Origin of the sequence: Streptomyces sp. NPDC023838 (assembly GCF_040639555.1) — a bacterium.
Classification (GTDB): Bacteria; Actinomycetota; Actinomycetes; order Streptomycetales; family Streptomycetaceae; genus Streptomyces.
The window spans coordinates 170,568-196,262 of record NZ_JBFAAD010000005.1 but is presented as its reverse complement, the minus strand read 5'-3'; the positions used below and the strand labels follow the sequence as shown (position 1 = coordinate 196,262).

Annotated in this window: 21 protein-coding genes and 1 pseudogene; 12 read left to right on the top strand and 10 right to left on the bottom strand. The window is 73.6% G+C overall.

The window, feature by feature from the left end; translation table 11 throughout:
• Position 1: 1 nt before the first annotated feature.
• On the top strand, positions 2–1,759 hold the full coding sequence (locus AB0G17_RS08720; RefSeq protein WP_361377682.1) for an ABC transporter ATP-binding protein: 1,758 nt from the start codon (positions 2–4) through the stop codon (positions 1,757–1,759).
• Positions 1,756–3,672 (top strand): ABC transporter ATP-binding protein, encoded by a 1,917-nt coding sequence (locus tag AB0G17_RS08715; RefSeq protein ID WP_361377679.1) that lies wholly within the window; start codon positions 1,756–1,758, stop codon positions 3,670–3,672. The genes AB0G17_RS08720 and AB0G17_RS08715 overlap by 4 nt, the downstream gene beginning before the upstream one ends.
• On the opposite strand, the pseudogene AB0G17_RS08710 reads toward AB0G17_RS08715, so the two are convergent.
• Positions 3,598–4,104 (bottom strand): annotated as a pseudogene (locus AB0G17_RS08710) (response regulator transcription factor); the annotation flags it as partial. The gene AB0G17_RS08715 and the pseudogene AB0G17_RS08710 sit on opposite strands and share 75 nt — an antisense overlap.
• Before the next feature lie 216 nt (positions 4,105–4,320).
• A complete protein-coding gene (locus AB0G17_RS08705) occupies positions 4,321–4,914 on the bottom strand; it encodes a TetR family transcriptional regulator (RefSeq protein ID WP_361377676.1) in 594 nt (197 codons plus the stop codon).
• A gap of 384 nt (positions 4,915–5,298) precedes the next feature.
• On the opposite strand from AB0G17_RS08705, the gene AB0G17_RS08700 reads away from it, so the two are divergent.
• The 4 genes from AB0G17_RS08700 to AB0G17_RS08685 all read left to right on the top strand — a co-directional run bounded on the left by AB0G17_RS08700 (position 5,299) and on the right by AB0G17_RS08685 (position 9,475).
• On the top strand, positions 5,299–6,609 hold the full coding sequence (locus tag AB0G17_RS08700; protein WP_361377673.1) for a glycosyltransferase family 4 protein: 1,311 nt from the start codon (positions 5,299–5,301) through the stop codon (positions 6,607–6,609).
• 91 nt (positions 6,610–6,700) lie between these two features.
• On the top strand, positions 6,701–7,444 hold the full coding sequence (locus AB0G17_RS08695) for a class I SAM-dependent methyltransferase (RefSeq protein WP_361377670.1): 744 nt from the start codon (positions 6,701–6,703) through the stop codon (positions 7,442–7,444).
• Complete coding sequence (locus AB0G17_RS08690) at positions 7,441–8,532, top strand: prenyltransferase (protein ID WP_361377667.1); 1,092 nt, start codon at positions 7,441–7,443, stop codon at positions 8,530–8,532. Before AB0G17_RS08695 ends, AB0G17_RS08690 begins: the two co-directional genes overlap by 4 nt.
• Positions 8,533–8,902: 370 nt before the next feature.
• Positions 8,903–9,475: a hypothetical protein gene (locus AB0G17_RS08685; RefSeq protein WP_361377664.1), complete on the top strand. Its 573-nt coding sequence runs from the start codon at positions 8,903–8,905 to the stop codon at positions 9,473–9,475.
• Between the two features lie 51 nt (positions 9,476–9,526).
• On the opposite strand, the gene AB0G17_RS08680 is transcribed toward AB0G17_RS08685, so the two are convergent.
• The 4 genes from AB0G17_RS08680 to AB0G17_RS08665 form a co-directional block, all read right to left on the bottom strand.
• Positions 9,527–10,537, bottom strand: a complete 1,011-nt coding sequence (locus AB0G17_RS08680; RefSeq protein ID WP_361377661.1) for an LLM class F420-dependent oxidoreductase — start codon at positions 10,535–10,537, stop codon at positions 9,527–9,529.
• Positions 10,538–10,682: 145 nt separating this feature from the next.
• Positions 10,683–11,516 (bottom strand): hypothetical protein, encoded by an 834-nt coding sequence (locus AB0G17_RS08675; RefSeq protein WP_361378064.1) that lies wholly within the window; start codon positions 11,514–11,516, stop codon positions 10,683–10,685.
• Between the two features lie 197 nt (positions 11,517–11,713).
• Positions 11,714–12,679, bottom strand: coding sequence for an N-acetylmuramoyl-L-alanine amidase (locus AB0G17_RS08670; protein ID WP_361377658.1), 966 nt, complete (start codon positions 12,677–12,679; stop codon positions 11,714–11,716).
• A gap of 77 nt (positions 12,680–12,756) precedes the next feature.
• Positions 12,757–13,416 carry a class I SAM-dependent methyltransferase gene (locus AB0G17_RS08665; protein ID WP_361377655.1) on the bottom strand — a complete coding sequence of 220 codons (660 nt, stop codon included), beginning with the start codon at positions 13,414–13,416 and terminating at the stop codon, positions 12,757–12,759.
• A 199-nt stretch (positions 13,417–13,615) separates the two neighbouring features.
• Here AB0G17_RS08665 and AB0G17_RS08660 point away from each other — a divergent pair, with 199 nt between their 5' ends.
• From AB0G17_RS08660 to AB0G17_RS08650, 3 genes are all read left to right on the top strand, one after another.
• Entirely contained in the window at positions 13,616–15,787 is a 2,172-nt protein-coding gene (locus AB0G17_RS08660) for an acyl-CoA dehydrogenase (RefSeq protein WP_361377652.1), read from the top strand.
• A gap of 16 nt (positions 15,788–15,803) precedes the next feature.
• Complete coding sequence (locus AB0G17_RS08655; RefSeq protein ID WP_361377649.1) at positions 15,804–16,988, top strand: lipid-transfer protein; 1,185 nt, start codon at positions 15,804–15,806, stop codon at positions 16,986–16,988.
• A 366-nt stretch (positions 16,989–17,354) separates the two neighbouring features.
• Positions 17,355–18,776: an MFS transporter gene (locus AB0G17_RS08650; protein WP_361377646.1), complete on the top strand. Its 1,422-nt coding sequence runs from the start codon at positions 17,355–17,357 to the stop codon at positions 18,774–18,776.
• Between the two features lie 4 nt (positions 18,777–18,780).
• Here AB0G17_RS08650 and AB0G17_RS08645 read toward each other — a convergent pair whose 3' ends face one another.
• The 4 genes from AB0G17_RS08645 to AB0G17_RS08630 are packed head-to-tail and all read right to left on the bottom strand — an operon-like array spanning position 18,781 to position 22,358.
• A complete protein-coding gene (locus AB0G17_RS08645; RefSeq protein ID WP_361377643.1) occupies positions 18,781–19,386 on the bottom strand; it encodes a response regulator transcription factor in 606 nt (201 codons plus the stop codon).
• 25 nt (positions 19,387–19,411) lie between these two features.
• On the bottom strand, positions 19,412–20,695 hold the full coding sequence (locus tag AB0G17_RS08640; RefSeq protein WP_361377640.1) for a sensor histidine kinase: 1,284 nt from the start codon (positions 20,693–20,695) through the stop codon (positions 19,412–19,414).
• 5 nt (positions 20,696–20,700) lie between these two features.
• Positions 20,701–21,435 carry an ABC transporter permease gene (locus tag AB0G17_RS08635; RefSeq protein ID WP_361377637.1) on the bottom strand — a complete coding sequence of 245 codons (735 nt, stop codon included), beginning with the start codon at positions 21,433–21,435 and terminating at the stop codon, positions 20,701–20,703.
• The gene (locus AB0G17_RS08630; RefSeq protein ID WP_361377634.1) at positions 21,435–22,358 is read right to left on the bottom strand and encodes an ABC transporter ATP-binding protein; all 924 of its coding nucleotides are present in this window, start codon (positions 22,356–22,358) and stop codon (positions 21,435–21,437) included. The genes AB0G17_RS08635 and AB0G17_RS08630 overlap by 1 nt, the downstream gene beginning before the upstream one ends.
• Before the next feature lie 369 nt (positions 22,359–22,727).
• Between AB0G17_RS08630 and AB0G17_RS08625 the strand changes: the two genes are divergently transcribed.
• Genes AB0G17_RS08625 through AB0G17_RS08615 form a run of 3 tightly spaced genes read left to right on the top strand, consistent with a single transcriptional unit; the run spans position 22,728 to position 25,673 of the window.
• On the top strand, positions 22,728–23,582 hold the full coding sequence (locus tag AB0G17_RS08625; RefSeq protein ID WP_361377631.1) for a MaoC/PaaZ C-terminal domain-containing protein: 855 nt from the start codon (positions 22,728–22,730) through the stop codon (positions 23,580–23,582).
• 30 nt (positions 23,583–23,612) lie between these two features.
• Positions 23,613–24,689, top strand: coding sequence for a Zn-dependent alcohol dehydrogenase (locus tag AB0G17_RS08620; RefSeq protein ID WP_361377628.1), 1,077 nt, complete (start codon positions 23,613–23,615; stop codon positions 24,687–24,689).
• Between the two features lie 21 nt (positions 24,690–24,710).
• Positions 24,711–25,673: a 3-oxoacyl-ACP reductase gene (locus AB0G17_RS08615; protein WP_361377625.1), complete on the top strand. Its 963-nt coding sequence runs from the start codon at positions 24,711–24,713 to the stop codon at positions 25,671–25,673.
• Positions 25,674–25,695 lie beyond the last annotated feature (22 nt).

Below are 25,695 nucleotides of genomic sequence, written 5' to 3'. Positions count from 1 at the left end.
TGTGACGTGGCCCCGGGCGGATCTGCTCTCCGCCCGGGGCCTGCGCGCCCCGGAGGGTCCCTTGGCTCCACGCCCCTTTCTCCGCGAGACCGTTCGGTACGGCGCGGCACCCGCCGCCCTCGTCCTGCTGCTGACCACGGCCCTCGCCGGGGCGGGCCTCGCCCTGCCGTGGGCGCTCGGCCGCACCCTCGACCTGCTGCTCGGCGACGACCGGGCGGCCGCGCGCCCCTGGCTCGCGCTGTGCGCGGCGCTCACCGGCGCGACCGTCCTGCTCGGCGCCCTCGACGGCCTGGTCACCGCGACCGCCAACGCCCGTACCACCGCGTGGATACGGGACAGGGTCCTGCGCCACGTCCTCGCCGCCGGGCCGCGCGCCCAGCTCCCCGAGGGCGACCTGGTGGCCCGGCTCGTCGGCAACGCGGCCCAGGCCGGCCCCGTCCCCGCCACCCTCGCCGCCACCCTCGCCGCCGTGATCACCCCGGTCGGCGGAGTGGTGGCGCTCGCCCTCACCGACGGGTGGACGGCCCTCGCGCTGCTCGCCGGGATGCCCGTACTCGCCCTGCTGCTCAAGGTGTTCGTCCGCGCCTCCGGCGATGTGGGCGCCGCCTATCTGCGCGCCCAGGGCGAGATCGCCGGGCGGCTCACCGAGGCGGTGGAGGGCGCCCGCACCATCGCGGCCGCCGGAACCGCCGAACGGGACGCGGCCCGCATCCTCGCCCCGCTGCCCGAACTCTCCCGCCAGGGCTTCCGCATGTGGCGCGTCACCGGCCGCTCCACCGCCCAGGCCTCCGCCCTGCTGCCGCTGCTCCAGCTCACCGTGCTCGCGGTCGCCGGGCTGCGGCTCGTGGACGGGGCGCTGAGCGTCGGCGGGATGCTCGCCGCCTGGCGGTACGCGGTCCTCGCCACCGGCACCGGCGTCCTGGTCGGTCAGCTCAACGGCCTGGTGCGCGGCCGCGCCGCCACCGACCGCCTGGCCGGGGCGCTCGCCCCGCCGGCGATGACGTACGGAACACGCCAACTGCCGGACGGAACAGGGGCGTTGGAGTTCCGGAGCGTGTCCACCGGACCCCTGCGCGACGTCGACCTGTACGTGCCCGGCGGGGCGATCGCCGCCGTGGTGGGGCGGTCCGGCAGCGGCAAGACGTCCCTGGCGGCGGTCGCGGGCCGGCTCGCGGACCCCGACCGGGGCACGGTCCTGGTCGACGGCGTCCCCCTGCCCGAACTCTCCCGGGACGCGCTGCGCCGCGAGGTCGGCCACGCCTTCGCCCGCCCCGCGCTCCTCGGCGCGACCGTCGGCGGCACGATCGCGTTCGGCGCCGACGAGGCGGGCCCCGAGGAGGTCCGGGCGGCCGCGCGGTCGGCGTGCGCCGACGAGTTCGTCCGCAGGCTGCCGCTCGGCTACGACACGCCCTGCGCCGAAGCCCCCATGTCCGGCGGCGAGGCCCAACGCCTGGGCCTGGCCAGGGCGTTCGCGCACTGCGGACGGCTGCTGATCCTCGACGACGCCACCTCCAGCCTGGACTCCGCGACCGAGCTGAGGGTCTCCCGCGCCCTGCTCGACGAGCTGACCCCGGGCACCCGGCTCATCGTCGCCCACCGGGTGACCACGGCCGCCCGCGCCGACCTGGTGGTCTGGCTGGACGGCGGTGGAGTACGCGCGCTCGCCCCGCACGACGAGCTGTGGCGGCTGCCCGAGTACCGCGCGGTGTTCGCCGAGGAGGCCGGGTGGGAGGAGACCGGGTGGGAGGAGGCGGGGTGAAGGGGCGCCTGCTGCGGCTCGTACGCCCCCGGTGGCGGGCGCTGCTGAGGCTCGCCGCCTGGTCGGCGCTGGAGGCGGGGGAGACGTTCCTGCTCGGCTACGCGCTGGCGCGGGCGCTCGACCGGGGCTTCCTCGCGGGCCACACCGGGACCGGCCTCGCCTGGCTGGGGCTCGCGGCGCTCGGCGTGCTGGCCGGGTCGTTCGGCACCGGCCGGGTGCACCTGGCGGTGGCCGCGCTCGTCGAGCCCGTACGCGACGATCTCGTACGCAGGGTGGTGCGCCGGGCGCTGCGGGCGCCGGACGGGGCGGCGGTCTCCCGGCTCACCCACCAGGTGGAGATCGCCCGGGACACGCTCGCCGGACTGGTCATGGTGTCGCGGACGTTCGTCGTCACGGCGGTGGGGGCGCTGATCGGGCTGTTCTCGCTGGCACCGGTGCTGCTGCCGGTGGTGGCGCTGCCGCTGGCCGCCGGGCTCGCCCTGTTCCTCGTCACCCTGCGCCCGCTCGCCCGCCGCCAGGAGGTGTTCCTGGCCGCCGACGAGGCGCTGGCCGCCGAACTCGGGCTCGTGGTGGGCGGGTTGCGGGACATCACGGCGGCCGGGGCGCAGGACCGGGTGGGGAGGGACGTACGGGAGCGGATCGACGCCGAGTTCCACGCGTCGCGCGCACTGGCCCGCTGGGGCGTGCTGCGCACGCTGGCGGCCGGGATCGGCGGACGGCTGACGGTGGTGCTGCTGCTCGCGGCGGCCCCCTGGCTGCTCGGCCACGGCGTCACCCCGGGCGCGTTCGTGGGGGCCCTCGCCTACCTCACCCAGTCCCTGATCCCGGCCCTCCAGTCCTTGATGCAGGGGCTGGGCACCTCGGGGGCGCGGCTGTTCGTGGTGCTGCGGCGGCTGACGGCGGACGGGGGGCAGGGGCAGGCGCCCGCGCACCCGGCCGGTGCGCCCGACCCGGGCGAGGCCGTGCGGCTGCGGGGCGTCACCTTCGCGTACGGGCCGGGCGCGGCGCCGGTCGTCGACGGCCTGGACCTGACCGTGCCGTACGGCGGGCACCTCGCGGTCGTCGGCCCCAGCGGAATCGGCAAGTCCACGTTGGCCGAGCTCATGGCGGGGGTACGGGCGCCGGACAGCGGTGAGGTCTTACGCGCCTGCGCCCGGGTCCTGGTGCCCCAGCAGGCGTACGTCTTCACGGACACCGTCCGCGCCAACCTCACCTATCTGTGCCCGGACGACCCGCCCGGCGACTCGCCCGACGGCGACGGCCTGCCCGGCGACTCGCCCGCCGGTGACGGCATGCCCCGTGACGGCCTGCCCGGCGACTCACCGGACGGTGACGGCCTGCCCGGCGGCTCGTCCAACCGTGACGGCCTGCCCCGCGACGAGGATCTGCTCGCCTCCTGTACGGCCGTCGGCGCCCGCGACCTCGTCGACCGGCTCGGCGGACTCGACGCCACCGTCAAGCCGTCACAACTGTCCGCAGGTGAACGGCAGTTGATCGCGCTCGCCCGGGCCTACACCGCCCCCGCCCCCCTGGTCCTGCTCGACGAGGCGACCTGTCATCTCGACCCGGCGGCCGAGGCGCGGGCCGAGCGGGCGTTCGCGGAGCGGCCCGGCACCGCCCTGGTGGTCGTGGCGCACCGGACCGGGTCGGCGCGGCGGGCCCGGCAGGTGCTGATGCTCGGCGGCGACGGCGTGGAACGCGGTACGCACGACGAGCTTCTCCAACAATCCGCCTTCTACCGGGAGTTGACCGGATTACACCCATCCCTCGCCCTGGGAGATGCGGATGGCGTCCACGCGGTTGCGGGCGCCGGTCTTACGGGTGATCGCCGCCATGTAGTTCCGCACGGTCCCGTTGGACAGATGGAGACTGTGCGCGATGTCCGCGATGGACGCGCCCTCGGCGGCGAGTGAGAGCACGCTCAGCTCCCGTCTCGTCAGCGGCATTTCGGCCGCCCGCAGGAACCCGCCGCCCAGCGAGTCGTCGACGAACCGCTGGCCGGCGGCGGCCCGTCTTATCGCCATGACCAGGCGCTCCGGAGTGGCGTCCTTGTCGACGTAACCGAGGGCGTGCGCCTCCACGGCCTGGCGCAGCGGCCCGGGCCGGTTGGCGCTGGCCAGCACAACGAGCCGGGTGCCCCGCGACCCGTTGTGCCGGCTCTGTAACTCCCCCAGCGGCGCGATCCCGTACGAGTCGGAACAGTCCAGGTCCACGGCGCACACATCCGGGCGCAGGACCCGCGCGCGGGCGGGTGCGCTGCGCCACGGCGCGTGATGGATCTCGAAGCCCGGTTCACGGGCCAGACGGTCGGCCAGTGCCGACCGCATCAGACAGGCATCGTGCACGAGAAGTACCCGGATCACGTTTCAGCCCCCTCCAGCTCCCCGCCTACCGGTTGCCTTCCTTTTGCACGCGAAACATTTCTATCGGCGCCCCGGGGGACGGGAAGCCGGATTATCAGCCATGGGGTGGCACGGGGGCGCGCACGGCGCACAGTACGGGCGCGTGGCGGCAGCGCCCGCAGCGGCTGCGCGCCGGGCGCGGAGTCGCGGGACCCCGGATCAGGCCGGGACGTCGTCCGGCGCGGTGAGGTCGATCAGCCGGCACACCGTCTCGATGTCGATCTTCACCTGGGCGATCGAGGCCCGCCCCGACAGCCAGGTGATGAGGGCCGAGTGCCAGGTGTGCTCGATCACGCGGACCGCCGAGAGCTGCTGCGGCGTCGGGTGGTCCAGGCCCATGGCGTCCAGGATGATCGCGGTGGTCTGCCGGGAGACCGTGTCCACCTCGGGGCTGACCGAGCGGTCGGCGAAGGTCAGCGCGCGCACCATGGCGTCGGCGAGGTGCGGCTCGCGCTGGAGCGCGCGGAACGCCCGCATCAGCGTCTCGGCGACCCGCTCCGCGGAGGAGTCGCCGGACGGCGGGTGCTTGCGGAGCGTGGAGTGCAGATGCTGGAGCTGGTCCTGCATGGTGGCGACCAGCAGATGGATCTTGGACGGGAAGTAGCGGTAGAGCGTGCCGAGCGCGACCCCCGCGGCCTCGGCCACCTCGCGCATCTGGACCGCGTCGAAGCCGCCCCGGCTGGCCAGCTGGGCGCTGGCGTGCAGGATGCGGCGGCGGCGCGCCTCCTGGCGCTCGGTCAGGGCGGGCGACACGGGAACGGCCGGCGTGGGAACGGCCGACGCCGGAGTCGCCGACGCGGGAACGGCCGACGCGCGAGTCGCTGACGCGGCGGTGGCCGACGCGGGGGTGGCTGCTCTGGCTTCCGCTGTCATCTGTCCCGTTCCGTCGTCCGATGCCCAGTGTTCCGCGTGCGGTTCCCGTGCCCCTGGCGGCCCGTTTCCGGGGGCACAGCATGGCAGGGGCTCCGGTGGTGGCGCGAATCACCTGATCCGGCCCTCACACGCGCGCTACCTGCCGGTAGATTCGAAGCTTCTTGAGGCTCCTCGGAGTGATCAAGAAGGATCAAGTCTGGAACTTGTTCTAGATTAGCGCGAGCGGTTACGCTCCGGCGAAACGCAGCGATGAAGGGGCCGCGAGTGACCGCAGAGGCCGTAGAGGCAAGCCCCCGCGCAGGGGAGCCGGCCCGTGCGGGCGACCGCCCCCTGCGGATCGCCCTCCTGACGTACAAGGGCAATCCGTTCTGCGGCGGCCAGGGCGTCTACGTACGCCACCTCTCCCGCGAACTCGCCCGCCTCGGGCACAGCGTGGAGGTCATCGGCGCGCAGCCGTACCCCGTGCTCGACGAGGGCGTGCCGCTCACCGAGCTCGCCAGCCTGGACCTGTACCGCTCGCCGGACCCGTTCCGTACGCCCAAGAAGGACGAGTACCGGGACTGGATCGACGCCCTTGAGGTCGCCACCATGTGGACCGGCGGGTTCCCCGAGCCGCTGACCTTCTCGCTGCGGGCCCGGCGCCACCTCGCCGCCCGCAAGGGCGAGTTCGACGTCATCCACGACAACCAGACGCTCGGCTACGGCCTGCTCGCCGACCTCGGCGCCCCGCTGGTGACCACGATCCACCACCCCATCACCGTCGACCGGCAGCTGGAACTGGACGCCGCCGGCGACTGGAAGCGGCGCTCCTCGGTGCGCCGCTGGTACGGGTTCACGCGGATGCAGAAGCGGGTCGCCCGCAGGCTGCCGTCCGTGCTCACCGTCTCCGGCTCCTCGCAGCGCGAGATCGTCGAGCACCTCGGCGTACGCGAGGACCGCGTCTCCGTCGTGCACATCGGCGCCGACACCGACCTGTGGTCCCCGGACCCGTCGGTGGCCGAGGTGCCCGGCCGGATCGTCACCACCTCCAGCGCGGACGTACCGCTCAAGGGGCTCGTCTTCCTCGTCGAGGCGCTCGCCAAGGTGCGCGCCGAACACCCCGGGGCGCACCTGGTGGTCGTCGGCAAGCGCGCCGAGGACGGGCCGGTCGCGCAGGCCATCGAGAAGTACGGGCTCGCCGACGCGGTCCGGTTCGTCAAGGGCATCAGCGACGCCGAGCTGGTCGACCTCGTACGGTCCGCGCAGGTGAGCTGTGTGCCTTCGCTGTACGAGGGGTTCTCGCTGCCGGCCGCGGAGGCGATGGCGACGGGGACGCCGCTGGTGGCCACGACCGGCGGGGCCATCCCGGAGGTCGCCGGGCCCGACGGGGAGACCTGCCTCGCGGTGCCGCCGGGCGACCCGGGGGCGCTGGCCGCCGGGCTGAACCGGCTCCTCGCCGACCCCGAGCTGCGGGCCAGGCTCGGCGCGGCCGGGCGGGAACGGGTGCTCTCCCGGTTCACCTGGGCCCGGGCGGCCGAGGGCACGGCCGAGCTCTATCGCTCCGCGATCGCCCACCACAAGGCACCCACCAGGTGACCGGGCACCGCGCCGGCACCCGCCGCTCCGCGGCCCCGACCCCCGGCCGCTCCGCGGCCACAGCTGTTCTCCATCCGAAAGGGCAGGCCCCGTGCTGACCGTCGACTTCTCCCGCTTCCCGCTCGCCCCGGGCGACCGCGTGCTCGACCTGGGCTGCGGCGCGGGGCGGCACGCCTTCGAGTGCTACCGGCGCGGCGCGCAGGTCGTGGCGCTCGACCAGAACGGCGAGGAGATCCGCGAGGTCGCCAAGTGGTTCGCGGCGATGAAGGAGGCCGGGGAGGCGCCCGAGGGGGCGACCGCCACGGCGATGGAGGGCGACGCGCTCAACCTGCCGTTCCCGGACGAGTCCTTCGACGTCGTGATCATCTCCGAGGTCATGGAGCACATCCCGGACGACAAGGGCGTGCTCGCCGAGATGGTCCGGGTCCTCAAGCCGGGCGGCCGCATCGCGGTCACCGTCCCCCGCTACGGGCCGGAGAAGGTCTGCTGGGCGCTCTCCGACGCGTACCACGAGGTCGAGGGCGGCCACATCCGCATCTACAAGGCGGACGAGCTCCTGGGCAAGATGCGCGAGGCGGGCCTCAAGCCGTACGGCACGCACCACGCGCACGCGCTGCACTCGCCGTACTGGTGGCTGAAGTGCGCCTTCGGCGTGGACAACGACAAGGCGCTGCCGGTGCGGGCGTACCACAAGCTGCTGGTCTGGGACATCATGAAGAAGCCCCTGGTCACGCGGCTCGCGGAGCAGGCGCTCAACCCGATCGTGGGCAAGAGCTTCGTGGCGTACGCGACCAAGCCGCACCTCGCGCGTTTCGACAAGGTCGCCGCCAAGTGACCTCACCGGAACGGACCGAGCACCTGGTTCTGCCGGGCGTGCTCACGGCCGGGCAGGCCGCCGCCACGGTGGCCGGCATCCTCGCCGTGCAGCGCGAGGACGGGGCCATACCGTGGTTCCGCGGCCATCACCTGGACCCGTGGGACCACACCGAGGCCGCGATGGCCCTGGACGCGGCGGGCGAGCACGAGGCGGCGGCGCGGGCCTACGCGTGGCTGGCGCGGCACCAGAACGATGACGGGTCCTGGTACGCGGCCTACCACGACGGCGACTTCGCGCAGGTCACCGACCGGGGCCGGGAGACCAACTTCGTCGCGTACGTGGCGGTCGGGGTCTGGCACCACTACCTCGCCACCGGCGACGACACGTTCCTCGACCGGATGTGGCCGGTCGTGTACGCGGCGGTCGAGTTCGTGCTGCGGCTCCAGCAGCCGGGCGGGCAGATCGGCTGGAAGCGCGAGGAGGACGGAACCCCCGTCACCGACGCGCTGCTGACCGGCAGTTCCTCGATCCACCAGGCGCTGCGGTGCGCGCTGGCCATCGCCGAGCAGCGCGAGGAGCCGCAGCCGGACTGGGAGCTGGCGACGGGTGCGCTCGCGCACGCCGTGGCCCACCACCCCGAGCGCTTCCTGGACAAGTCCCGCTACTCCATGGACTGGTACTACCCCGTCCTCGGCGGCGCGGTGACCGGCGCGGAGGCGAAGGCGCGTATCGAGTCGCGGTGGGACGCCTTCGTGGTGCCCGGGCTCGGGGTGCGGTGCGTGCTGCCGAACCCGTGGGTGACGGGGGGCGAGAGCTGTGAACTCGCGCTCGCGCTGTGGGTGATGGGGGAGTCGGACCGGGCGCTGGAGATCCTCCAGTCCATCCAGCACCTGCGGGCCGGGGACGGTCTGTACTGGACGGGTTACGTGTTCGAGGGCGACCGGGCGGTGTGGCCGGAGGAGCTCACGACGTGGACGGCGGGGTCGTTGCTGCTTGCGGTGGCGGCGCTGGGGGGTGACGAGGCGACCGGGGCGGTGTTCGGCGGGGAGCGCCTGCCGCGCGGCCTGGCACCGCAGTGCTGCGCCCCCACCCCGCCCGTTCCCTAAACCCTCCGGGGGTGGGTGGGTGGCTGAGGCGGCTCTCCCGGGGGCCACGCCCCCCGGCCCCGTTTGCGGGGCCTGCGGCCCCTGCACCCCGCTCCCGTTCGTCTGCGGGCCGCATGTGGCTGGTCGCGCCCACGCGGCGGAGCCGCAAATGTCACAGCCCCGCGCCCCTGAATGCGCCCCTTCGGGGCGCCCAGGGGGATGCCGCGCAGCGGCACTCAAGGGGCGCGGGGAACTGCGCGACCAGCCCCCGCCGGCCCGCAGACGAATGCCGTACCCGCCCCGGAGGGGGACCCGTCCGGGCTAGCTGGGGTGGCCGCATCGGCCGGGGCGGGTGAGGCTGCCGGGGAGGACCACATCCCCGGAGGTCACCGTGCCCAGTACGCTCAACTTCCGCCGCATACTCGTGGCGGTCGTCCTGTCCACCACAGTCCTGGTGTCGACGACCGCCTGCGGAGGCGAGACCAAGAGCGCCCACAACAGCCTGACCGCGGCGGAGGCCGGCGCCTCGCCGACCCCGTCCAGCTCCTTCGAGAAGCAGAAGCTCGCCAAGACGCGGTTCGTCGCCAACGCGGGCCTCGCGGCGGGCGCCGCCTATCAGTGGATCGTGAAGCCCTTCAAGGCGGGCAAGTTCAAGAAGGGCGCCAAGGGGCGCACGTTCGCCCTGGTGAAGGCCGGGCTCGCCGGTGCCTTCACGTACAACCGGCTGAAGGCGGCTGTGAACAACGCCAAGGGCGACCCCCTCCTCTCCAAGGCCGTCGCCCCCCTCAGCTCCGGCATCGACTCCCTCAAGAACCTCGGCGGCAAGCTCCGCAAGGGCGACGCCACCGACGCGGACGTCGGGATGTTCGAGAACGTCATCAACGGAGTCAAGGGCGCGGGCAAGAGCGCCGGTGCCGAGGTCAAGGACCAGGTGCCGTCCGCCTCCCAGCTCAGCGGCGGCTGAGCCGATCGAGCCGGCTGAGCCGACCGAGCCGGCTGAGCCGACCGAGCCCGCTCAGCCGTTCAGTTCCGCCAGCAGCCGCAGCGTCGTCAGGTCCGGTGACGTGACCAGCAGGTCCGTCACCGGGCCCGCGCGCCACGCCTCCAGCCGCTCCGCGATCCGCTCGCGCGGCCCGACCAGCGAGATCTCGTCCGCGAACGCGTCCGGCACCGCCCGTACCGCCTCCTCGCGGCGGCCCTCGGCGAACAGCCCCTGGATCCGGCGGGCTTCGGCCTCGTACCCCATCCGCGCCATCAGATCCGCGTGGAAGTTGCGGGCCGCGTGCCCCATCCCGCCGATGTAGAAGCCGAGCATGGCCTTCACCGGCAGCAGCCCCTCGGCCACGTCGTCACAGACGTGCGCCCGGACCATGGGTGCCACGGTGAAGCCTTCCGGCGCCCGCGCCAGCGACGCCTCGTACGCGTCCAGCCGCGTCGGCGACCAGTACAACGGCAGCCAGCCGTCCGCGATCCGGGTCGTCTGGGCGATGTTCTTGGGGCCCTCGGCGCCCAGCAGCACCGGCAGGTCCGCCCGCAGCGGATGCGTGATCGGCTTGAGCGGTCTGCCGAGACCCGTGCCGTCCGCGCCCCGGTACGGGTGCGGGTGGAAGCGGCCGTCCAGCTCCACCGGCGCCCCGCGCCGCAGCACCTGCCGGATCACCTCCACGTACTCCCGCGTCGCTGTCAGGGGACTGGACGGGAACGGCCGCCCGTACCACCCCTCCACCACCTGCGGCCCCGACAGTCCCAGGCCGAGCAGTACGCGGCCGCCGGAGAGGTGGTCGAGGGTGAGCGCGTGCATGGCGGTCGCCGTGGGCGTGCGGGCCGCCATCTGCGCGACGGCCGTGCCCAGCCGGATACGGGAGGTGTGCGCGGCGATCCAGGTGAGCGGGGTGAACGCGTCCGAGCCCCACGCCTCCGCCGTCCAGACCGAGTCGTACCCGAGCCGCTCGGCCTCGAGGGCCAGCTCCAGATGCCGGGGGTTCGGCCCGCGCCCCCAGTAGCCCAGTGCGAGTCCCAGCCGCATGGCGAGAGCCCCTGCCCGTAGCAGTATCTGATGGATCGTCAGGGGAGCGTACGGGAACGGCCCCCCGCCCGGAAGGGGCGAGGGGCCGTGATGCATGTGCCCTTGAGGGACATGGGGGCCGGTCCGCAGGCGAACCGTCGACTGACTAACCCCGCTGGATACCTGTGGTGTCCTGAAGCACACCACGACGTCCGTCCTGCGTCTGCGCGACCAGGGCCGCACCACGCTGCTCGACCGCCAGGTACCAGGTGCCGGGCGCGAGTTCCGCGATCGGCGTGGCCGAGCCGTCCTCCGGGTACAGCGGACGGGCCACCGGAACGGCGAACCAGAACGGGGCGAAGTCACCGGCCGAAGCGCCTGCCGCGGGCTGCGGCTGGGCGGCGGCACCGGCGCCGGGCGCCGGGGTCTGGCCGCCCTGGCTCGGGTCGGCGCCCGGGGCACCGTACGGCTGGGGCTGCGGCTGGCCGGCGCCCGGGTAGCCGTAGCCGCCCGCGGGCTGCCCGCCGTAGGGCTGGCCGCCGTACGGGGCCACGGCCGGGCTCGGGGCGCCCATCAGCGGGGCCTTGAGCGCGGCGACCATCGGACCCGCCACGGCACCGGCGGCGAGCACCAGCGCCGCGATCAGGCCGAGGATCATGCCGGCCCCGGCCTTGTCCATGTCGATGATGGTCCAGAACGCGGTCCACGCGGCGAAGATCGTGAAGGCCGTGCCGAACTGGCCCAGGTCGATCCCGGCGATCTTCTTGGGCTGCGGCAGCGAACGGGCCACCACGATGAGGACCGCTCCGATGATGCCGGCCAGGAACATGCTCATCAGCAGGCCCAGCGAGTCCCAGGCGTTCGGCAGGTCGAGCTTCGGGCAGAACGTACCGGAGCACGAATTGCCGACCGAGTAGAGATCGAGGAACGAGGCGATGAACAGCACCACCGCTGCTCCGATCACCACGCCGTCGCCTCGCGTGAGGGAGCGGATGTTCACGTAATAGTCCTTTGGGGTCGTCTCGTCGGGGCGGTCATCGCTGCCGCCGGTGTACGTGCACACGGCGCGAAGCACGGGGGTGGTTCCCCACCCGGAGGAGAATCTATCGTCTGACCGGGTGGGAAGTCCCCTCGGTGCTCAGACCGTGACCGACCCGCAGCCGACCGCTCCCGTCGGCGGACCCGTCGCGGAGCCCCTCACTTCTGGAGGAAGCTGCTGATCCCGTCCGCGATGCCCTGGGCCGCCTTCTGCCGCCAGTCCGCACTCGTCAGCAGGGCGGCGTCGCCGGAATCCCGCATGTTCCCGCACTCGATGAACACCTTCGGCACGGTCGACAGATTGAGCCCACCGAGGTCCTTGCGGACGTCCAACCCGGTGCCGTCGCCCACGTAGTTGGAGGGCGGCATGCCCGTGGCGTGCACGAACTTCCCCGCGATCCTCACACCCAGCTCACGCGAGGGGGCCACGATCGGGGCGGTGTTGGCCTTCCCCGCGTTCACCAGGGCGGGCAGGATCACATGGAAGCCGTGGTTGCCCTCGCCCGCGCCGTCGGCGTGCACCGAGACCACCGCGTCCGCCTTCGCCCGGTTGCCGATCGCGGCCCGCTCGTCCACGCACGGGCCGAACGGCCGGTCGTTGTCCTGGGTGTACGTGACGGTCGCGCCCAGCTTCTCCAGGAGCGCTCGGATGCGGTGCGAGACGTCCAGGGTGAACGCGGCCTCGGTGTACCCGCCTTCGGTGTCCGTGCCGGTGGTGTCGCACTCCTTCTTGTTCGTCCCGATGTCGACCTGGCGGTTGATCTCGGCCGCGTGCTTGAAGTTGCTCGGGTTGTGTCCCGGGTCGATCACCACGACCCGTCCGGCGAGCGGCCCGGTGGGCCGGGCGGACTGGGTGGAGGCCGAGGCGGACGGCGACGGGGTCGCCGTGACGGTCACGGTCGGCGGCCGGGCGTTCCCCGAGGGCGTCACGGCCGGCCCGCTCGGCAGCGGCAGCACCTGCGGCGGCTTGTCGTCCTGGCCGCCGGAGCCGCCCATGGCCTGCCACACCAGCCACCCGGCCAGGGCGGTCGGGACCAGCGCGGCGGTCACGATGACGAGGTTGCCGCGCAGACGGCGCCGGCCGGGCGCGGGGGACTGGGAGGGGGACTCGCTGTCGTACGACACGCAGTGATGCTAGCGGGGGAGCTCCGCGGGAGCCCGGTTCCCGCGTGCGCCGAAGGGGTGCACTGCGGTGTGCGCCGTCACACCCCGGCGCGCGTGCGGCGCAGGACGCGCAGCGAGTCGGTGGCCGAGACCTCGGTGAACGCGCCGGAGGCGAGGGCGCGCAGATAGACGCGGTACGGGGCCTGGCCGGTGAACTCGTCGACCGGGTCGGGGAAGACGTCGTGGATCACCAGGAGTCCGCCCTCGGCGAGGTGCGGGGCCCAGCCCTCGTAGTCCCCGTTGGCGTGCTCGTCGGTGTGCCCGCCGTCGATGAAGACGAGCCCGACCGGGCCGCCCCAGACCCGCGCCACCTGCGGCGAGCGCCCCACGACCGCGATCACGTGGTCCTCCAGGCCCGCCTTGTGCAGGGTGCGGCGGAAGGTGGGCAGGGTGTCCATCAGGCCGACCTCCGGGTCGACCACGGTCGCGTCGTGGTACTCCCAGCCGGGCTGCTGCTCCTCGCTGCCCCGGTGGTGGTCGACGGTGACGGCGACGGTTCCGGCGGCGCGGGCGGCGTCGGCGAGCAGCAGCGTGGAGCGGCCGCAGTAGGTGCCGACCTCCAGGAGCGGCAGGCCGAGCGCGCCCGCCTGGACCGCAGCGTCGTAGAGCGCGAGCCCTTCGCGTACCGGCATGAACCCCTTGGCGGCCTCGAAGGCGGCGAGGATCTCCGGCTTGGGTGTCGCCTTGGGTGTCGCCATGGCAGGGCTCCCGGGGGTGTGCGCGCGGAACGCGTGGAGGGCGTCGTGGGGTGTGTCGAGGTGTATCGAGGTGCGTCGGGGTGTGGCGCCACATCGTAATCCCCGGCGATCCCGGCCTCGATCTGACCTTCCGTCAGATTGGAACGTGTTCTAGTCTGACGCCGTTCCAGTGGCGGCCGCGGTGGGCGGGGGAGTGCGCATGGGCATCGGAATCACCCGGGAGCAGCGGGAGCTGGCCGAGGCGGTACGCGGCGGGCTGGCGCGGGCCGTGCCGGTCGAGGAGGTGCGCAAGCTGCTCGACGCGCCCGCGCGGGACGCCTCCCGGCCGCCGTACTGGGACGCGCTGGCCGCGCAGGGCCTGCTCGGGATCCATCTGGGCGAGCGGCACGGCGGTGGAGGCCTGGTGGAGCTCGCGGTGGTGCTGGAGGAGGCGGGCAGGGGCGCGCTGCCCGGCCCGTACCTGCCCAGCGTGCTCGCGGCGGCGGTACTGGAGCGGGCGGGGTCCGAGGGGCCGACGGAACTGGTCGACGCGATCGCGACCGGAGGCCTGACCGCCGCCGTGGCGCTCGGGCCCGGGACCCTCACCGCCGCACGGGACCCGGCGGCGGGCGTGACGCTCGACGGGACCGCGCCGCCGGTCCTCGCCGGGGCGCAGGCCGGCCTGCTCGTCCTGGCCGCCCGCGCGGGCGAGGAGACGCTGTGGCTGGCGGTGGACGCGGCGGACCTGGACGTACGCCCGCACGCGGGCGCCGATCCGACGCGGCCCACCGCCGAGGTCGCCGCGCACGGCGTCACCGTGCCGGGCGACCGGGTCCTCGCCGTCGACCCCGCGCTCGTCCAGGACCTCGCGGCCGTCCTGTTCGCCGCCGAGGCGTGCGGCACCGCCGCATGGGCGCTGGAGACGGCGGCCGCGCACGCCAAGGTGCGCGAGCAGTTCGGGCGGCCCATCGGGCGGTTCCAGGCGGTCAAGCACCTGTGCGCGGACATGCTGGTCCGTCTTGAGCAGGCCCGGGCGCTGGTGTGGGACGCGGCGCGGGCGGCGGACCAGGAGCCGCCCGAAGTGCGCGGCCTGGTCGCCTCGCTGGCGGCGGGCACCGCCCTGGACGCCGCCTTCACCTGCGCCCAGGACTGCGTCCAGATCCTCGGCGGCATCGGCTTCACCTGGGAGCACCACGCCCATCTGTATCTGCGCCGCGCCCTGGTGGCCCGCCAGCTCCTCGGCGCCGGGGACGCCCACCGGCAGCGGGCCGTCCGGCTCGCCGGGGCCGGGGCGCGCCGGGAGTTGCGCCTCGAACTTCCCGAGGAGGCACAGGCGTTCCGGGGTCCGGCACGGGAGGCGGCGGAGTCCGTACGCGGCCTCGACCCGGCGGCCGCCCGGCGCGCCCTCGCCCCGACCGGCTATGCCGCACCGCACCTGCCCCCGCCGTACGGCCTGGGCGCGGACCCGGTCCAACAACTGGTAGTCCAGGAGGAGTTAAGGGCGGCCGGGGTGAAGGTCGCCGAGCTGGGGATCGGCACCTGGGTGGTGCCGTCGCTGCTCGCGTACGGGACGCGCGAGCAGCAGGAGCGCTTCCTGCTGCCGACCCTGCGCGGGGACCTGCTGTGGTGCCAGCTGTTCTCGGAGCCGGAGGCGGGCTCCGACCTGGCGAGCCTGCGGACCCGGGCCGAGCGCACCGACGACGGCTGGCGGATCACCGGCCAGAAGGTGTGGACGAGCGCGGCCCAGTGGGCGGACCACGGGATCCTGCTCGCCAGGACCGACCCCGAAGCGCCCAAGCACGAGGGGCTCACCTACTTCCTGGTCGACATGAAGAACACGCCGGGGATCGACGTACGCCCGCTGCGCGAGATCACCGGGGACGCGCTCTTCAACGAGGTGTACTTCGACGGGGCGCCGCTGCCGCACGACGCGGTCGTCGGCGAGCCGGGCGGCGGCTGGCGGGTCGCCCGCAACACCCTGGGTAACGAACGCGTCCACATGGCCGACCAGTTGACCTTCGACACCGGTCTGGAGGCGCTGCTCGCCCGCGCCGACGGCCTGGACGGCTCGTACCGCGCCCGGGTCGGCGCCCTGGCCGCCGAGGCGCACGCGCTCGCCTGCATCGGGCTGCGCACCACGATGCTCCAGGTGTCGGGCCTGGAGCCCGGGGCGGGGGCCAGCGTGCGCAAGCTCGTCCAGACCGCGCATCAGCAGAAGGTGGCCGAGCTGGCCCTGGAGCTGCTCGGCCCGGCGGGCGCGGCGGCCGAGGGCCCGGCGGAGCGGGCCGTCCACGGCTATCTGATGTCCCGCTGTCTGACCATCGCGGGCGGCACCACCCAGGTCCAGCTCAACGTCGTGGCCGAGCGGATCCTCGGCCTGCCCCGGGACTGACCGAAGGAGGAGGCACGTGAAGAGCTTGGTGGCCGGTGTCGGTATGACGAAGTTCGAGAAGCCCGAGTCGCGGGCGTGGCAGTACTGGGACATGGCGAGGGAGGCCGGGACGGCGGCGCTGGCGGACGCGGGGATCACATACGGGCAGGTGGAGCAGGTCCTGGCGGGCTACTGCTTCCAGCCGTCGACGGCCGGCCAGCGGGCCGCGTACGAACTGGGCCTGACCGGCGTGCCCGTCCACAACGTCAACAACAACTGCGCGACGGGCGCGAGCGCGCTGATGCTGGCGCGGCAGCTGGTGGAGGGCGGGGCGAGCGAGTGCGTGCTCGCGCTGGGGTTCGAGAAGATGAAACGGGGCGCGCTGGGCGGGGGCGCGGGTGACGACTTCTCGACGTCCCCGGTGGCCCGCCACTACTCCGTCATGGCCGCAGCCCACGGCTTCGAGATGAGCCCGCCGACGGCGCAGATCTTCGGCAACGCGGCGCGTGAGCACATGGAGCTGTACGGGACGACGGCGGCGCAGCTGGCGGCGGTGGGCGCGAAGAACCACCGGCACTCGGTGCACAACGCGTTCGCGCAGTTCCAGACTGACTACTCGGTGGCGGAGGTGCTCGCCTCGAAGGAGATCCACCGCCCCCTGACCAGGCTCCAGTGCTCGCCGACGTCGGACGGGTCGGCGGCGGCCGTCGTCGTCTCCGAGCGGTTCGCGGCCGAACACGGCCTGGAGGAGCGGGCGGTGGAGATCGTCGCCCAGGCGATGACGACGGACACGGAGGCGTCGTTCGCCTCGGGCCGGTGCATCGACGTCGTCGGCGCGGGCATGTCGCGCGCGGCGGCGCGGGCGGTGTACGAGCGCTCCGGCCTCGGCATCGAGGACGTCGACGTGATCGAGCTGCACGACTGCTTCTCCATCAACGAGCTGCTGACGTACGAGGCGCTGGGGATGTGCGGGGAGGGGGAGTCGGGGAAGCTGGTGGAGTCCGGGGCGACGACGTACGGCGGGCGGTGGGTGGTGAACCCGTCCGGGGGCCTGATCTCGAAGGGGCATCCGCTGGGGGCGACGGGGTTGGCGCAGGTGTGTGAGCTGGTGACGCAGTTGCGGGGGGAGGCGGGGCGGAGGCAGGTGGGGGGTGCGCGGGTGGGGCTGGCGCACAACATCGGGCTGGGCGGGGCGGCGGTGCTGACGCTCCTACGGAGGTAGAGCCCCCACCCCGCCCGTTCCCTCAACCCTCCGGGGGTGGGTGGGTGGCTGAGGTGGCTCTCCCGGGGGCTACGCCCCCGGACCCCGCCGCGGGGCCTGCGGCCCCTGCGCCCCGCTCCGTTTGTCTGCGGACCGTGGTGGGTTGCTCGCGCAGTTCCCCGCGCCCCTACAGGGGCGCCCCGAAGGGGCGCATTTAAGGGGCGCGGGGCTGTGACATGTGCGGCTCCGCCGCGTGGGCGCGCTCAGCCCACCACGTCCGCAGACAAAACGGGGACCCCGGGCCGCCGCCCCAACCAGGCCTCCGGCCAAGGGATTTAGGGGAGGGGCGGGGTGGGGGATCCAACCCCCGGCTGCAAACATGGCCGCATGGTCCAAGCGCCCCCAGACACCCCCGCCATACCCACCCGGACAAAACCCATCCGCACCTGGCTCGTCCTCCTCGCCGCCTGCGCCGGGCAGTTCCTCGTCGTGCTCGACGTCTCCGTCGTCAACGTGGCCCTGCCCTCGATGCGGACCGGCCTCGGGATGACCCCGACCGGACTGCAGTGGGTCGTCAACGCCTACTCCATCGCGTACGCCGGGTTCATGCTCCTCGGCGGCCGGGCCGGAGACCTCTTCGGGCGCAAGCGCATGTTCCTCGTCGGGCTCGGGCTCTTCACCGCCGCCAGCCTCGCCGGCGGCCTCGCCCAGGAGGGCTGGCAGCTGCTGCTGGCGCGCGGCGTGCAGGGGCTCGGCGCCGCCGTGCTCGCGCCGTCCACCCTCACCATCCTCACCGCCGCCGTCCCCGAGGGCGCCGCCCGTACCAGGGCCATCGGCACCTGGGCGGCGGTCGGCGCGGGCGGCGGCGCGGCGGGCGGGCTCGTCGGCGGGGTGCTCACCGACACGCTGTCGTGGCGCTGGGTGCTGCTCATCAACGTGCCCGTCGGCGCCCTCGTCCTCACCGGCGCCACCCTGTGGATCACGGAGAGCCGCGCCGCCACCCGCAACCGCCTGGACCTGCCCGGCGCGGTCGCCGTCACCGGCGGGCTCGCGGTCCTCGCGTACGGCATCGTGCAGACGGAACGGGCGGGCTGGACCGCCCCCCAGACGCTCGCCCCGCTGCTCGGCGGGCTCGCGCTGCTCGGCGCGTTCCTCGCCGCCGAGGCGCGGGCGGCGGCGCCGCTGATGCCGCTGCGGCTGCTGCGCATCCGGGCCGTCTCCTCCGCCAACGTCGTGATGTTCGCGTGCGGCTCGGCCACCTTCTGCACCTGGTACTTCATGACGCTGTACGCCCAGAACGTCCTCGGCTACACCCCGCTCGGCGCCGGACTCGCCCTCATCCCCAGCTCGTTGAGCATCGTCCTCGGCGCCAAGATCGCGCCCCGGCTGATGCCGGTGACCGGGACCCGCAACCTCACCGTCCTCGCCCTCCTGATCGCCGCCGCGGGCTTCGGCTGGCAGTCCACGATGCACGCGCACGACCCGTACTGGATGTCGGTCCTGGTGCCCGGCGTGCTGATGATGACCGGCGCGGGGCTCGCGACGACGCCGCTCGCCTCCCTCGCCACCTCCGGCGCCGCGCCCGGCGAGGCCGGGCTCGTCTCGGGGCTCATCAACACCTCCCGCACGATGGGCGGCGCGCTCGGCCTCGCCATCCTGTCGACCGTCGCCACCGCCCGTACCGGCGACTCGCTCACCCCCGAGACCCTCACCGACGGCTACGCGCTCGCCTTCCGCACCGGCGGCTTCGTCCTGCTCACCAGCACGCTGGTCGCGCTGGTGTGGCTGCCCAGGGCCACCAGGCGCTGACGAATCAGAGCCAGCCCTGCTGCCGCGCCGCCCGCACCGCCTCCATGCGGTTGCGGGTGGCCGTCTTGCCGATCGCCGACGAGAGGTAGTTGCGCACCGTCGACTCCGACAGGTGCAGCTTGCCCGCGATGTCGGCGACGGTCGCTCCGTCCACCGAGGCGTTCAGGACGTCCCGCTCCCGCGCGGTCAGCGGGTTCGCGCCCGCGCTCAGGGCGGCCGCGGCCAGCGCCGGGTCGATCACCGTCTCGCCGCGCAGCACCCGCCGGACCGCCTCGGCCAGATCCTCCACCGGCCCGTCCTTCACCAGGAACCCCGCCGCGCCCGCCTCCATCGCCCGCCGCAGATACCCGGGCCTGCCGAACGTGGTGAGGATCAGCACCCGGCAGTCGGGGCACTCCTCGCGCAGGTCGGCGGCCGCGTCGAGGCCGCTGCGGCCGGGCAGTTCGATGTCGAGGAGCGCGACGTCGGGACGCGCGGTGAGCGCCGCGGCCACGATCTGGTCGCCCGCCGACACCTGGGCGACCACCTCGATGTCCTCCTCCAGACCGAGCAACAGGGCCAGTGCGCCGCGCATCATGCCCTGGTCCTCGGCGAGCAGGACTCTGATCATGCCGTTCTCCCCATCGTGCCGGTGGTCATCCCCGCGCCACCCCGTGTTCCGTCCCCAGCTCCGCTTCGAGCTCGGCGTCGAGCGGGTCGACCGGAAGCTCGGCGCTCACCTGGAAGCCGCCGCGCGGCCCGGGGCCCGCTTCGAGTGAGCCGCCGGCCGCCGCGAGGCGTTCGGTGAGACCCTTCAGACCCGTGCCGCCGATGCGTGGACCGGGGGCGACGGGCTGTTCGGATGGTACGCCGCGCCCGTCGTCGGTGATCTTCAGCCGTACCCGTCCGGGCGCGCCGTCGACCATGATCTCGCAGCGGGCCGCGCCGCTGTGCCGTACGACGTTGGTGACCGCCTCCCGTACGACCCAGCCGAGCAGCGCCTCCACCTGGGAGGGCAGCGGCGGGCCCGACAGGCGTACCACCGGCTCCACTTCGGCCGCGAGCAGCGCCGAGCGGGCCCGGTCCAGCTCGGTGCCCAGGCTGCCCTCGCGGTAGCCGGTGACGGCCTCGCGGATCTCAGTGAGCGCCTGGCGGCCGACCGACTCGATGTCGGCGACCTGGCCGAGCGCGGCGTCCAGGTCGCGCGGCGCGAGGCGGCGGGCCGCCTCCGACTTCACCACGATCACCGAGAGCGTGTGGCCGAGCAGGTCGTGCAGGTCCCGGGAGAAGCGGAGACGTTCCTTCTCCACGGCGGTACGGGCCAGCTCCTGGCGGGTGTCGCGCAGTTCGCGCACGGTCTGGGAGAGCGAGAGGACCGCCGCCGTCACCATGCCGGACAGGAACGTGCCGTACGCGAGGGTCACGTTGTCCCACACCTCGCCGCCCTCCGCGCCGGAGATGGCACCCGCCGAGGCCGCCAGGGTCATGATCGCGAGACCGAGGCCCCGGTCCCGCAGCACCGCGCCGCAGGCCAGCGCGAGCAGCGGGAAGAAGAACAGCCAGGTGCCGCCGTAGCCGAGGGTGAGGCCGTAGGTGACCGCGGCCATCGCGGCCAGCAGCACCAGCGTCGTACGGCTCTCGCGCTTCTCCTTGACGAAGGCGCGGAAGGCGACCGCGACGTAGAGGGAGTTGAACGCGAGCAGCCCCGCGCCGCCGACCCACGGGTTGGCGGTCCTGCCCTGGACCAGGTTGGAGAACGCGCCCAGGCCCATCAGGAGCCAGGGCAGCAGGGTGTACCCGCTCGCCGGGGGGCCGGGGAGGTCGGCGTCGCGCGCGTTCTTCTTCGGCAGCTCCGGCAGCTCGGGCAGTTTCAGCTCGGGCAGTTTCAGCTCCGGCAGTTTCGGCAGGCTGGGCGCCACTGTCTCGTTCTCCCCGTTCATCAGGCTCAGACCGTCCTCGCGGACCGTCGGTAGGAGATCACGGCGTACGAACCGAACGCCAGCAGCCAGCCACCGAGCACCGCGACCGTCCCGGCCCCGGGGGCCGAACCGTGCGAGACGGCCCATCCGAGGTCGGCGAACCGGTGGGCCGGGCTGTACGCGGCGACCGAGGCGAGCCAGTGGGGGAAGGACGAGAGTGGGAACCACAGTCCGCCGATCACCGCGAGCCCCATCAGACACGCCACGTTGACCACGCCCATGGCCTGCGGGCTGAGCCGGTAGCCGTTGCCGAGGCCCAGCAGGGTGAAGGGGAGCGCCCCGGCCCACAGCAGCAGCGCCAGCGCGGCCCACTGCCAGGCGTCCAGGCGCACGCCGTTGACGAGCGCGCCCGCCGCGAGCACCGCGAGGATCGCGGGCAGCACGGTCGCGGAACCGCTGACCGCCCGGCCCGCCACCACCCGGGACGGCGTCAGCGGGGTGACGCGCAGCTGGCGCAGCCATCCGGCGGTCTTGTCGGCGGCCACGCCCATCCCCGTGTTGAGGGACGCGCCGAGCGCGCCGTACGCGGCCATGCCGACCATCGAGGCGGTCTTCCAGTCGGCCGAGTCGCCGTCCGCCGAGCCGATGTTGGTGAAGAGCAGATACATCAGCACCGGCATGCCGATGCCGAAGATCACGAAGGACGCGTCGCGGAACGTACGCCGTATTTCGAGCTGGACGTACTGGATGGAGCCGGTCATCAGACGGCCTCGCTTTCGCGTACGGGGCCGTTGACGGCCGAGGTGAGGGAGAGGAACGCGTCCTCCAGGCTGGCCGGGGCGACTTCCAGGCCCCGGACCGCGCCGAGCCGGGCGAGCTCGACGACCGTGGCGTCCGAGTCGTCGGTACGCAGCCGGGCGCGGTCGCCGCGCACCTCGACCGAGACCACGCCCGGCAGCGCCGCCAGGCCCGCGCTGGAGTCGCCCGCCAGGTCGAAGGAGACCACGCTGCCGCCCGCCGCGCGCTTGATCCGCTCGCCGGGGCCGTCGGCGACGACGCGGCCCTGGTCGACGACCACGATCCGGTCGGCGTTGTCGTCCGCCTCCTCCAGGTAGTGGGTGGAGAACAGCACGGTGTTGCCCCGGGCCGCGTAGCCGCGCATCGCGTCCCAGAACGCGCGGCGCGCCTCCACGTCGAGCGCGGCGGTCGGCTCGTCCAGGACCAGCAGGTGCGGCGCCCCGGCGATCGCCACCGCGAACCGGACGCGCTGGGCCTGACCGCCGGAGAGCTTGTCGACCCGGCGGTCCGCGAACTCGGTGAGCCCGGCGAGCGCGAGCGCCTCGGCGGCGGGCATCGGGCGGGGGTAGGTCGAGCCGACGAACGTCACGAGCTCGCGCACGGTGACGCGGGGGATGGGCTGGCCCTCCTGGAGCATCGCTCCGGCGAGCCCGGCCCGTACCGCCCGCCCGGGCGTCCGCCCGAAGAGCCGCACCTCGCCGGCGTCCGGCTCGTCGAGGCCGAGCAGGAGGGAGATGGTGGTGGACTTGCCGGCGCCGTTGCGGCCGAGGAGGGCGACGGTTTCGCCCCGGTGGATGTCGAGGTCGATGCGGTCGAGTGCCCGTACGGGGCCGAAGGTCTTGACCACGCCGTGGAAGCGCACGGCGCTGGGTGCTGGTTGCGTCATGCCGTCGACGCTACGGATCCGCCCTGGGCGGGCGGCAGATGTTCTTGTACGGGGTTGGGTGGGACAAATGTCCCGGTGGTTGGTCGGCTGCGGCTGAGTGGGGGGATGCCGCGCAGCGGCATTCAAGGGGCGCGGGGAACTGCGCGACCAGCCCCCACCCACGCGCAGACGAGCACCGGGCACACAGCCAAGCTGACGGCACGTCAGAAGTGTTCCCAATCCCAGGGTGCTGCGTTATACATAGGGGCCATCGAGCCCTAGAACGCGTTCTAGAACCGGCGCGCGGCGCCGGTCCCGCACGGCCTCGGTGCGGCCGACGGTGCGGACGGCCGCGCCGAGGTCTTCCCACCTCCAAGGAGCAGCCCCCGTATGCCCATCGACGTCGCGAAGGCGCTCGCCGCCGAGCCCCGGTCCACCGAGATCGTCTGGGATCACAAGGACATCCAGCTCTACCACCTGGGACTCGGGGCGGGCGTCCCGGCGACCGACCCCGGCGAGCTGCGCTACACCCTGGAGTCGAAGCTGCACGTGCTGCCCTCCTTCGCCACCGTCGCCGGCGCCGGCATGGGCGTGGTCGGCGGGCTCTCGGCGCCCGGCATCGAGGTCGACCTCACGGCCGTGCTCCACGGCGGCCAGGGCATCGTCCTGCACCGCCCGATCCCGGTACGGGGCAAGGCCGTCTCCACCTCCAAGGTGGCCGCCGTCTACGACAAGGGCAAGGCCGCCGTCCTGGTCCTGCGTACCGAGGCCGCCGACGCGGAGGGGCCGCTGTGGACCAGCGACGCCCAGATCTTCGTACGCGGCGAGGGCGGCTTCGGCGGCGAGCGCGGCCCGTCCGCCCGCACCGAGCAGCCCGACCGCGCCCCCGACCACACCGTCGAGCGGAAGGTGCGCGAGGAACAGGCGCTGCTCTACCGGCTCTCCGGCGACTGGAACCCGCTCCACGCCGACCCCGAGTTCGCGAAGCTCGCCGGGTTCGACCGACCGATCCTGCACGGTCTGTGCACGTACGGCATGACGCTGAAGGCGGTCGTCGACACGGTGCTCGGCGGCGAGGTGGGCCGAGTCCGTTCGTACACCACCCGCTTCACCGGGGTGGTCTTCCCCGGCGAGACCCTGCGCATCCGGATGTGGGCCGGTCAGGGCCGTATCCAGGTGTCGGTGACGGCCGTTGAGCGGGACGACGCGCCGGTGCTCTCCGACACGCTCGTCGAACACGTCTGAGTCCCATACGTCCAGAGGGGAGCCGCACCCATGCGCGCAGCCGTACTGCACGAGATCGGCCAGGACAAGCTCGATGTGCTCGACGACGTCGAGGCGGTGGGCTTCGGACCCGGGAAGGTGAGGATCCGGGTCCGGGCGACCGGGCTGTGCCACTCCGACATCTCCGCGATGACCGGGGTGCTCCCGCAGCCCGCTCCCTTCGTCCCCGGCCACGAGGGCGCGGGCGAGATCCTCGACGTCGGCGACGGGGTCACCTCGCTCGCCCCGGGCGACCGCGTGCTGGTGTGCTGGCTGCCCGCGTGCGGCGTCTGCCCGGCGTGCAGGCGCGGCCAGACCCACCTCTGCCTCGCCGGGTTCATGAACGCCGGCACCCCCAACTTCAAGCGCCCCGGCGGCGATGTGTTCGGCTTCGCCGGGACCGGAACCTTCGCCGAGGAGGTCGTGGTCGCCGCCGGGTGCGCGGTCCCGATCCCCGACGACGTGCCGTACGAGATCGCCGCGCTCATCGGGTGCGGGGTGACCACGGGGCTCGGCGCGGCCATCAACACCGCGAAGGTGGAGGCCGGTTCGTCGGTCGCCGTCATCGGCTGCGGCGGGGTCGGCGTCTCGGCCATCCAGGGCGCCAGGGTGCAGGGCGCGGCGCAGATCGTCGCCGTCGACCCGGTGGCCTCCCGGCGCGAGGCGGCGCTCACGTTCGGCGCCACCGAGGCCGTCTCGCCCAGCGAGCTCGACGACGCCAAGCAGCGGATCACCGGCGGCGAGGGCTTCGACTATGTCTTCGAGGTCGTCGGCAAGTCCGCCACCACCCGCACCGCCTACGGGGCGACCCGGCGCGGCGGCACCCTGTGCGTGGTCGGCGCGGGCGCCATGGACGACTTCTTCCAGGTCAACATGTTCGAGCTGTTCTTCGACGAGAAGCGGATCCTGCCCTCGCTGTACGGCGGCGGCGACGTGCTGCGCTCCTACGAGCGGGCCGTGGCGCTGTGGCGGGCGGGCCGGATCGATCTGGAGGGTCTGATCACCCACCGGGTGCCGCTCGCCGGGATCAACGACGCGCTCGACCAGATGCGCACGGGCGAGGCCCTGCGTACCTGCATCTCCCTGTGAACCCGAGAGGAGCCGACCGGCATGGCAGTACTGCCCCTTGAAGGCCTGTCCGCGATCGTCACCGGCGCCGGCCGGGGCCTGGGCCGGGCCGAGGCCCTCGAACTCGCCCGGCTCGGCGCGTCCGTCGTCGTCAACGACTTCGGGCAGCCCGGCCGGGACGGCTCCGGCGAGGCCTCGGCCGGGCCCGCCGAGGAGGTCGCCGCCGAGATCCGCGCGGCGGGTGGCGCGGCGGTCGCCCACACCGGCGACGTGGCCGACCACCAACAGGCCCGCGAACTGGTCCGGTTGGCGGTCGAGACCTACGGCAAGCTGGACATCCTGGTCAACAACGCGGGCATCCTGCGGGACCGGATGATCTTCTCGATGACCGAGTCCGAGTGGGACGCGGTGATCCACGTCCACCTCAAGGGCCACTTCAACACCACCCACTTCGCTGCCGCGCACTGGCGCGAGCGGTCCAAGGCGGCGGGCCGCGCGGTCTACGGCCGGATCGTCAACACCTCCTCGGAGGCGTTCCTCGCCGGATCGGCCGGACAGCCCAACTACGCGGCCGCCAAGGGCGGGATCGTGGGCCTCACCACGTCCACGGCCCTCGCGCTCGCCAAGTACGGCGTCACCGCCAACGCCATCTGTCCCCGCGCCCGCACCCGGATGACCGAGGACGTCTTCGCCGCCATTTCAGCAAATCCAGGGAGCGAGGAGCCGGGGGAGGGGAGGCTCGACCCGCTGGCGCCCGAGCATGTGGCGCCGCTCGTCGGCTATCTGGCGTCCCCGGCGGCCGCGCGGGTCAACGGCCAGCTGATGGTGGTGCACGGCGGGATGGTCGCGATCGTGGAGCGCCCCAAGGTGGCCGCGAAGTTCGACGCGGCGAAGGAGATCTTCTCGTACGGCGAACTCGACGAGCTGCTCTCGCCGTACTACGCGGACCGCCCGGCGAACGAGACCTTCGCGGCGGCGGAGGTGCTGGGGCTCAAGCGCGGCTGAGCCGCGGGGACACGGGAAAGGG

Coding starts and splice junctions, on each gene's coding strand:
- AB0G17_RS08640 (WP_361377640.1), bottom strand. CDS start 20,695: ATGAACGGGGAGAACGAGACAGTGGCGCCCAGCCTGCCGAAACTGCCG.
- AB0G17_RS08645 (WP_361377643.1), bottom strand. CDS start 19,386: ATGATCAGAGTCCTGCTCGCCGAGGACCAGGGCATGATGCGCGGCGCA.
- AB0G17_RS08625 (WP_361377631.1), top strand. CDS start 22,728: ATGCCCATCGACGTCGCGAAGGCGCTCGCCGCCGAGCCCCGGTCCACC.
- AB0G17_RS08680 (WP_361377661.1), bottom strand. CDS start 10,537: ATGCGGCTGGGACTCGCACTGGGCTACTGGGGGCGCGGGCCGAACCCC.
- AB0G17_RS08660 (WP_361377652.1), top strand. CDS start 13,616: ATGGGCATCGGAATCACCCGGGAGCAGCGGGAGCTGGCCGAGGCGGTA.
- AB0G17_RS08615 (WP_361377625.1), top strand. CDS start 24,711: ATGGCAGTACTGCCCCTTGAAGGCCTGTCCGCGATCGTCACCGGCGCC.
- AB0G17_RS08665 (WP_361377655.1), bottom strand. CDS start 13,416: ATGGCGACACCCAAGGCGACACCCAAGCCGGAGATCCTCGCCGCCTTC.
- AB0G17_RS08630 (WP_361377634.1), bottom strand. CDS start 22,358: ATGACGCAACCAGCACCCAGCGCCGTGCGCTTCCACGGCGTGGTCAAG.
- AB0G17_RS08635 (WP_361377637.1), bottom strand. CDS start 21,435: ATGACCGGCTCCATCCAGTACGTCCAGCTCGAAATACGGCGTACGTTC.
- AB0G17_RS08620 (WP_361377628.1), top strand. CDS start 23,613: ATGCGCGCAGCCGTACTGCACGAGATCGGCCAGGACAAGCTCGATGTG.
- AB0G17_RS08650 (WP_361377646.1), top strand. CDS start 17,355: ATGGTCCAAGCGCCCCCAGACACCCCCGCCATACCCACCCGGACAAAA.